Consider the following 8,101-nt stretch of genomic DNA (forward strand, 5'->3'; position numbering starts at 1 on the left):
CGATGCCACGATGCGCGCAGCGAAAAATATCTTTGCCGCGATCTCAGGAATACGACGGCTCGCGCGGCGTCCTACCCATGCAAGCCCATTGCATGACAGGAGAGACCATGACGACATCCTCGATCCGCCTCGCGCTCACGCTCGCAATATCGCTGGCGCTGCTTCCCGCGGCCTTCGCGGCACCGCCGACCAAGACGGGCAAGACCGACAAGGGGAACGTGCTCACCGACGCCAAGGGCATGTCGCTCTATACTTTCGACAAGGATGCGGACGGCAAGTCCGCCTGCAATGGTCCCTGTGCGACCAACTGGCCGGTGCTGAAGGCGGAGGCGAGCGATGCTGCCGCTGACGGCTACACCGTCATCACGCGCGACGACGGCTCGAAGCAATGGGCCTACAAGGGCAAGCCGCTCTACACCTTCGCCAAGGATACCAAGCCCGGTGACGTCACCGGCGACGGCTTTTTGAACGGCGCCTGGCATCTGGCGATGCCGTGAGCGGGGTGCACTCCTAGCGCAGCCCCTCATACACCATCAGCCCGCGTGCGATCTGCAGCTTGCGGATCGTGCGCGGCAGCAGTTTTTCCGGCTGGTGCAGATAGCGCCAGGAGGTGAGGGCGAACGGACCCAGCGCACCGCATTCGTCGTCGAACGGCGCGAGCACGCCTGTCACGCTCACCGGTGTATGCGGGCGGGCATTGAACGGCAGCAGCAGCAGCTCGAGATGCGCCTTGCTGCCGTCCTCGCGCGCGGCGGTGACGCCGGCGATTGCGCCGAGGCTCTCGTCGGCGACGATGGTCGTGATCTCCTCGATCTCGCGGCGGCTGGCCTCGTTGAACAGCGCCGCAAAGCTCGAATCCTTGAGGTCGCGCCCTGCGAGTGCGCACACGCGCGTGCCGGCGACGCGGAACGGGAAGCCGAGATGGGGCTCGCAGGACAGCACGAAGATGTCACCGAGCAGGCCGCGCACGGCGGCCGGATCGATATCCGCCCGGTCTGGCGCCCGCGCAGTGCCGCGCTTCGTGTTCCAATATGCGAAGAACTCGCGGCTCGACGGATGTTTCATGACTGAACGCTTACCCCGGGGCGCAACCTCGCGGGACAAACCTGTCCCGCTTCAGTGCAGCCGCGATCCCTGTGTTGTTGTGCAGGAGGGGCTTTGCAGCGTCCATGCCGCAGCGGCGTTTTCGGGGCCCCTGGTGCTGCCTTTGCGTCGTTAACGTTAAATTAACTATGCGCTTTCCGTGCGCCGCCCCGCTGCTATGGTGATCGCGGTCGCAAGCTTCGCCGCTTTTCTCCAGGTTCTCGGCGAGGCCTGTACACAGGCGTCAAACAGTTTGGTCACCGGCCGCGGGGAGGGGTGGGGATATTCCCGTCTCTCTGGGTACCGGAAGTCCGACACGGATAGGCGGGGCCTTCCCAGGGCCCTGCCTTTTCCTTTTGTGCACTTGCGCAGGGCAGGCAAAGGCGACTATCTCCAAAGCCTGTCGCTCCGATCGCGCCTGAAAGCGAAGCCGCCTTGGATTCCCCGCCAAATTCTCCGCCGCAAGATCCTCCGTCGCAAGATGCTTCGCTGGGAGTGCCGGCCGTCGTCGAGGAGGCTCCGCGCGAGCCGATCCTGACGCTGCCGTTCGCGCTGACCGTCTATATCCTCCTCCTCGCGGTGATCCATCTGCGCGTGCTGCTGCCGCCGGAGCTCGAGAACTGGACGATCGACGTCTTCGGCTTCATCCCCAAGCGCTACGATTCCTCGCTGCTCAATCTGGAGATTCCCGGCGGGGCCGGGGCCAAGGTCTGGACCTTCGTCACCTATTCGCTGCTGCACGCCAATCTCACCCATCTCGGCTTCAACGTGCTGTGGCTGTTGCCGTTCGGCAGCGCGCTGGCGCGGCGCTTTGGCGCCATCAGGTTCTTCCTGTTCCTCGCGGTGACGGCGGCGGCCGGCGCGCTCGCCCATCTCGTCACTCATGAGCACGCGGTGGCGCCGATGATCGGCGCCTCGGCCTCGGTGTCCGGCGCGATGGCGGCGGCGATCCGCTTCGCCTTCGTTCGCGGCAGTTTCCTGTCGTTCAGCCGATCGGATGCCGATACCGCCGCAAGAGTTCCGGCGCTGCCGCTGTCGCGCGCGCTGCGCGACGGGCGGGTGCTCGGTTTTCTTGCGGTGTGGTTCGGCGTCAACATCGTCTTCGGCGTCGGCGCGATCGGCGTCGACAGCGAGACCACGAGCGTCGCCTGGCAGGCGCATATCGGCGGCTTCTTCGCAGGGCTCCTGCTGTTCGCGCTGTTCGACCCCGTGCCGCGCGTGCGAAGCGATGCTGCGGATGCGTCATCACAGGACATTTCGGACGGTATTTGAAGCGGCGCTTGCGGCGCCGCCCGAATTCATCCATCATTCCCGAGAAGAATGTTCCGAAGCGACAGGCCGTTCGCGGCGATGCTTCGCAAAGCGCACGAGCCTGAAAGCGGCGCTGACACTGTTAGTTGAAGACTCGAAGAACAAGTCCGGACCGCGAACAGCGGACGGCTCCGATTCAGGGAGGCGACAATGACGGTACGTTCGATTCTCAACACCAAGGGCCACCAGATCATGAGCGTCGAGCCGGACGCGAAGCTGGCGGTCGCGGTCAAACTGCTCGGTGAGAAGAAGATCGGCGCGGTGCTGGTGATGAACCAGAGCCGGCTCGAAGGCATCCTGTCGGAGCGCGACATCGTGCGGGTGATCGGCGAGCGCGGCGCCGGCGCGCTGGAGGAGCCGGTCTCGCAGGTCATGACCCGCAAGGTCGTCACCTGCAAGGAGACCGACACGGTCGCCGAGCTCATGGAGATGATGACCACCGGCAAGTTCCGCCATCTGCCCGTGGTCGACAATGGCAAGGTGGTCGGCCTGATCTCGATCGGCGACATCGTCAAGCGTCGGGTGCAGGAATACGAGTCCGAGCAGGAAGCTCTGCGCGACTACATCAAGACCGCCTGATCGGTAAGACGGCCTGATCAGTCCTGCTGCTGGTCGGCTTTGGGCGCGGTGCCCTCGGGCGCGGGCGCCAGCTCGTGGATGGCCTCCTTGATGGACTCCAGCGCACGCTCGGCCGCGCGGGTGCCCAGGGCGATGAGGTCCTCGGAGCGGTGGAAATCGAACCAGCCGAATTGACCGATTCGCGGTGTGATCAGCATATCGGGCGGATCGCCGGCGAGGCGGGCGCGGGTGATGCGGTCCTGCATGATGTTGAAGGCGTCGACCATCACAGAAGAGAGGCCGGGCCGGGCGCTGCCGCCGCCGAAGAACTCGCGCTTCACTGTCTTCTCAGGCGAGAAGAATCTCGGGAAGCGTCGCTTTGACGCCGGCTCTTCGGTCGCGGGGGTCACCGGTTCAGGTATCGCGCCGTGCGAATAGACCGTCGTCGAATAGGTGAAGATGTCGCTGGAAAGATTTGCGGCGATGACGATTTCCGCGCCGAGCGCGCGGGCGGCCGAGACCGGCACCGGGTTCACCAATGCGCCGTCGACCAGCCAGCGATCGCCGATCAGGACCGGAGAGAAGATGCCGGGCAGCGCATAAGAGGCGCGCATCGCGTCGACCACGCGGCCGCGCGTCAGCCAGATCTCGTGGCCGGTGCGGACCTCGGTCGCGACGGCGGCGAACTTGACCGGGAGATCCTCGATCTGGCTCTGGCCGCAGGCAGCCTCGAGCCGGGTCGCCAGCTTCTCGCCGCCGATCAGGCCGGAGCCGTTGAGGCGGATGTCGAGGTAGCCGAGGATGTTGCGCATCCCTTGCAGGCTGCGGCCCCATTCTTCCAGCGTATCGAGCCGGCCGGCCGCATAGAGGCCGCCGACCACGGCGCCGATCGAGGTGCCGACCACGACTTCAGGCACGATTCCGTTGGCGAGCAGGGTCCGGATAATGCCGATATGAGCGAAGCCGCGCGCCGCGCCGCCGCCAAGCGCAAGGCCGATCACCGGCCGGCGGATGCTGCCCAGGCCGACTTTCTCGGCGACCTTATCGCTGTTCGAACCCCGCCCCTTCAATATGTCCAGCACCGAAACTCTCCTACGCCGGGACCCGCCATCAGACTAGGCACCGCACTCGCGCTCCGCCAGAACCGGGCCGAAGCATGGTTTATGCCGGTTTGGGAAGCGCGCGGGGCAGGAGTATGGCGAGGCGCGGCTGCCTCTCGAGTAATCACGCAGGCGTCAACCGGGTTCCAAAACCTGTCGGGCCGTATTTCTCAGGGGGACAGAGGCTTGAATTTGCCGCGTTTTCGGTGAAAAGCAGGTGGCATGACTCTCGGGGGTGACGGCATCATCGGATGGCGGCGCAGCGCATCGCTGCTGCCGGCGCTGGTCGTTGCTGCCTGCCTCTTTACCTTTGGCCAAAATGCTGCGCAGGCGCAGCTTTTCTCCGATCGTCCGCCGCCGGTGCCGCCCGCGTCGGTCCCCGATCCCGGCGGTGCCGTCAGCCTCGCGCCGCCCTCAGGCCCGGGTGCCGGACCGCCGAGCCTGCCGCCGACCCTGTTGCAGCCGACCACGCCCAGCATGCCGCCGCCCGCGGTCACGACCGTGCCGTCCGCCGCACCGCTCAACGCGGCCGTGCCCGGACAGGGCGTGCTGTCGCTGACGGCGAAATACGGCAAGGACACCCCGCCGATCACCAGCGGCCTGGTCTGGCGCGTGTTTGCCGATCGTCCCGACGAGAACGGCACCTTCAAGCTGATCCGCGAAGACCGCAATGCCACGCCGAACATCGTGCTGCCGCCCGGCAATTACGTCGTGCACGTCGCCTTTGGCCTCGTCAGCGCGGTGCGCACCGTCAGCTTGAAGGCCGAGACCGATCGCGAATCCTTCGTGCTGCCGGCCGGCGGCCTGCGCATCGAGGGCCGCGTCGGCACCAGCCGCATTCCGCAGAACCAGATCTCGTTCGCGATCTACAAGGGCAGCCAGTTCGAATCCGGCGAGCGCGCCTCCCTGGTGCCGAACGTCGCCGCCGGTGACGTCGTGCTGCTGCCGGAGGGAACCTACTACATCATCTCGAATTACGGTGACGCCAATTCGGTGGTGCGCTCGGACATCCGCGTCCAGGCCAGCAAGCTCACCGACGTCACCATCACCCACCGCGCCGCCGTCATCACGCTCAAGCTCGTCAGCGACAGGGGCGGCGAGGCGCTCGCCAACACCGCCTGGTCGGTGCTGACCCCGGGCGGCGACGTGATCAAGGAATCGATCGGCGCCTTCCCGCGCGTCGTGCTCTCCGAAGGCGAATACCGCGCCATCGCCAAGAACGAGGGCAAGGTCTATGAGCGCGGCTTCAACGTCGTCAACGGCGTCGACGGTGAAGTTGAAGTGGTCGCGCGCTAGTGCTTGAGCGGTGATGCCGCATGCGGCCCGACGCTGGTCTTCGTGCCCAGTGAACACTTCTCATTCAGCGCACGGATCCCCCATATCTTATTACCGCCAGTCCCGTCACGTGTGCGAAAGAGGATGCTCTCGGCTCCTCCGTTGGTGTTGCGATTTGAATAGCTTTGTCAGCGCTACCAAGCAGGACCGATTAACACCGCCACTATCGGCTTATTCCAGGAGCCTCACGACTTCGTCAAAGCCGGTGCAAGATACCTATTTCCGATAATCAATTTCATTCGCTTTCCATCCTGCTGCGTTATATGTCGGGCATCACTCCAACGGGGGAGGCCGGAGCAGGGTCGTGCGTCTGCGAGACCGGCAAGGAGCAGGGGACCAAGCTCGTCGGCATGTTCGAAGTGATCCTCACCAGGCGTAAGCGGTTCGGCTGGCGGTGGCAGGTGTGCGACCAATCCGGCAAAAAATTTGCCGATGGCTTCGAGCGCACCCGGCCGTCCGCCAAATATCATGGCGAGCGCGCATTGTTTTTTCTGTTGTCGCAGGCCCATCTGCGCAATCGCTTGGCGACGTCCAGCGAGGACTAGCGGCGTTCCCCGTGCGGGTCTCCGTACCCCGGCTTACGCCTCGCTCCATCCGCGACGAGACTTTTCAGCGAGCGCCGTCAGATCTCGACGACGAGCTTGCCCTGCGTCGCGTGATCGCGGATCAGCGCATAGGCGTCATCGACGTTCTCCAGTGTGAAGTGCCGGGCATCGAGCATCGGTAAGAGCTTGCCGGCCTCAACCAGACGCGCGGCCTCCGCCATGATCTCTCCGTGATGCGCGCGGCCCTCCCCTGAGAGCAGCGGCAGCAGCGTGAACACGCCGGAATAGGTGGCGGCGCGGAACGAGAGCGGCGCAAGCCCATGCGTACCCCATCCGAGCGCGCTCACGACATGGCCGAAGCGGCGTACGGCTTCGAAGGAGGCGTCGAGGACCTTGCCGCCGACGGTGTCGTAGACGACGTCGAAGCCGCGGCCGCCCGTATGCTCTGCAACATAAGTCGCGATGGCGGTATCACGATCGATGAAGGTCGCGCCAAAACCTTCGATGGTGGCGCGCTGCGATGCCGAGCCGGTGGCGAACACATCTGCTCCGAACGCGCGCGCGATCTGGATCGCGATGTGGCCGACGCCGCCTGCGCCGCCATGGATCAACACCTTCTGTCCGGCCTTCAGCGCCGCGCGGTCGATCAGTCCTTCCCAGGCCGTGATGAAGATGAGGGGCAGGGCGGCTGCCTCCCGCATGCTGAGATTGGCAGGCTTCAACGCCAGCAGGTCGACGTCGACAGCGGCGAATTCGGCGAGCGATCCCTGCACACCGCCGACGCCTCCCGTCATGCCATAGACCTCGTCGCCCCCCTTGAACCGCGAGACGTCACGACCGGTCTGTTCGATCACGCCGGCCAGATCCAGCCCGAGTATCGCAGGCAGCGGATGTCGCGCATGCGCCGCCGCGCCCGCATGGATCTTGGTGTCGAGCGGATTGATCCCGCTCGCGCGGATTCGCACCAGCACCTCGCGCGGGCCGATCTCGGGCGTGGAGAGGGTTGAGGGGCGCAGCGGCGCGTTGTGGGCCTCCAGCACGGCTGCGTGCATCGTCGATTGTCTCGTCATGATCGTCTTGCTCCGTTGTCGGCCTCCAATATGCCCATGATTTTTTGCATGGGAAGGAATGAGAATGTACGATCGTCGTGCGTTTTTGTATGAGGAGGCTTCCGGTGGACTGGAGCGATCTGCGCATCTTTCTGGCGATTGCGCGCGAAGGCACTCTCGGCGCGGCCGCACGGAAGATCGGCCAGACCCAGCCGACAATGGGACGGAGACTTCGCGCGCTCGAACAGTCGCTCGGACAAACGCTGTTCCAGCGCACGGCGGATGGTTTCGTGCTGACCGACGAGGGCACAGCTGTGCTGCGCCATGCTGAGCGGATTGAAGAGGAGGCGCTCGCCTTGGAGCGGCGTGCGTCCGGCGCGGAGACGGAGCTCGATGGCTTGCTGCGTCTGTCGTCGTCGGACTGGTTCGGGACGGTGATGCTCTCGCCGCTGATTGCCGCCTTCGGCAAGCGCCATCCGAAGGTGACCGTCGAGCTTCTGACCGATGCGCGCCTCTACAGCCTGCCGCGCCGCGAGGCTGATCTCGTCTTCCGCATCAAACCGTTCGACGAGCCTGAAGTGATCTCCCGAAAGCTGCTCCACATTCCCTACGCGCTCTACGGCAAGAAAGGCAGCAAGCCGCCACGCGTCGGCGACGGAAGCGGTGTCCGCGTTGTGACCATGAATGCCGAATTCGCCGACATGCCCGATGCCCTCTGGTTGAAGCGCACGCTGCCGAATATGGAAATCGCCTCGCGCAGCAACAACAGGCAGGCGCAGGCGGAGCTTTGCGCGAGCGGCGGCGGGCTCGCGGTGCTGCCGCGTCCACTCGGCGACCGCGACCGCCGGCTGGTCGCGCTCGACATCGGCGCGACGCCACCCGGCCGCGACACCTATGTCGGCTATCACCGCGATCTCAGGCGTCTCGCCCGCCTGCGCGCGCTGCTCGACCTCGTGATCGAGCGATTGGCGGGGTGATTGCTCTTGATACGCTGCCGTGGCCAGGGTGTGCGCAGCGATATCCGGGACAGCTCGTGGTGGGAATCCCGGATGTCGCTTCGCTCATCCGGGCTACAAGTCCTTGTGTTGCCTGTCGGGCAAAACACCCAAGCTGTCGGTCA

General features: G+C 65.2%; 9 protein-coding genes. 6 read left to right on the forward strand and 3 right to left on the reverse strand.

Translation table 11 applies throughout. The features are described from left to right. Positions 1-107: 107 nt before the first annotated feature. Positions 108-497, forward strand: coding sequence for a COG4315 family predicted lipoprotein (locus AC0L2F_RS14045; protein ID WP_473248760.1), 390 nt, complete (start codon positions 108-110; stop codon positions 495-497). 13 nt (positions 498-510) lie between these two features. Here the strand turns inward: AC0L2F_RS14045 and AC0L2F_RS14050 are convergent, their stop codons facing one another. After that, the gene (locus tag AC0L2F_RS14050) at positions 511-1,065 is read right to left on the reverse strand and encodes a PAS domain-containing protein (protein ID WP_473248761.1); all 555 of its coding nucleotides are present in this window, start codon (positions 1,063-1,065) and stop codon (positions 511-513) included. 453 nt (positions 1,066-1,518) lie between these two features. Between AC0L2F_RS14050 and AC0L2F_RS14055 the strand changes: the two genes are divergently transcribed. Together AC0L2F_RS14055 and AC0L2F_RS14060 are read left to right on the forward strand one after the other, a co-directional pair. Further along, complete coding sequence (locus AC0L2F_RS14055; protein WP_063995862.1) at positions 1,519-2,355, forward strand: rhomboid family intramembrane serine protease; 837 nt, start codon at positions 1,519-1,521, stop codon at positions 2,353-2,355. 189 nt (positions 2,356-2,544) lie between these two features. Beyond that, positions 2,545-2,973 (forward strand): CBS domain-containing protein, encoded by a 429-nt coding sequence (locus AC0L2F_RS14060; RefSeq protein ID WP_007611784.1) that lies wholly within the window; start codon positions 2,545-2,547, stop codon positions 2,971-2,973. A 17-nt stretch (positions 2,974-2,990) separates the two neighbouring features. Here AC0L2F_RS14060 and AC0L2F_RS14065 read toward each other — a convergent pair whose 3' ends face one another. After that, positions 2,991-4,034, reverse strand: coding sequence for a patatin-like phospholipase family protein (locus AC0L2F_RS14065; RefSeq protein ID WP_063995863.1), 1,044 nt, complete (start codon positions 4,032-4,034; stop codon positions 2,991-2,993). Positions 4,035-4,274: 240 nt separating this feature from the next. Between AC0L2F_RS14065 and AC0L2F_RS14070 the strand changes: the two genes are divergently transcribed. Together AC0L2F_RS14070 and AC0L2F_RS14075 are read left to right on the forward strand one after the other, a co-directional pair. After that, positions 4,275-5,348 (forward strand): hypothetical protein, encoded by a 1,074-nt coding sequence (locus tag AC0L2F_RS14070; RefSeq protein WP_007611780.1) that lies wholly within the window; start codon positions 4,275-4,277, stop codon positions 5,346-5,348. A 302-nt stretch (positions 5,349-5,650) separates the two neighbouring features. Further along, a complete protein-coding gene (locus tag AC0L2F_RS14075) occupies positions 5,651-5,932 on the forward strand; it encodes a hypothetical protein (protein WP_007611778.1) in 282 nt (93 codons plus the stop codon). Between the two features lie 77 nt (positions 5,933-6,009). Here the strand turns inward: AC0L2F_RS14075 and AC0L2F_RS14080 are convergent, their stop codons facing one another. Next, positions 6,010-7,002, reverse strand: coding sequence for a zinc-dependent alcohol dehydrogenase family protein (locus AC0L2F_RS14080; protein ID WP_473248762.1), 993 nt, complete (start codon positions 7,000-7,002; stop codon positions 6,010-6,012). 104 nt (positions 7,003-7,106) lie between these two features. Here AC0L2F_RS14080 and AC0L2F_RS14085 point away from each other — a divergent pair, with 104 nt between their 5' ends. Then, positions 7,107-7,958 (forward strand): LysR family transcriptional regulator, encoded by an 852-nt coding sequence (locus AC0L2F_RS14085; RefSeq protein WP_473248763.1) that lies wholly within the window; start codon positions 7,107-7,109, stop codon positions 7,956-7,958. The last annotated feature ends 143 nt before the right edge of the window (positions 7,959-8,101 follow it).

It is taken from the genome of Bradyrhizobium sp. Ken64, from assembly GCF_055807555.1.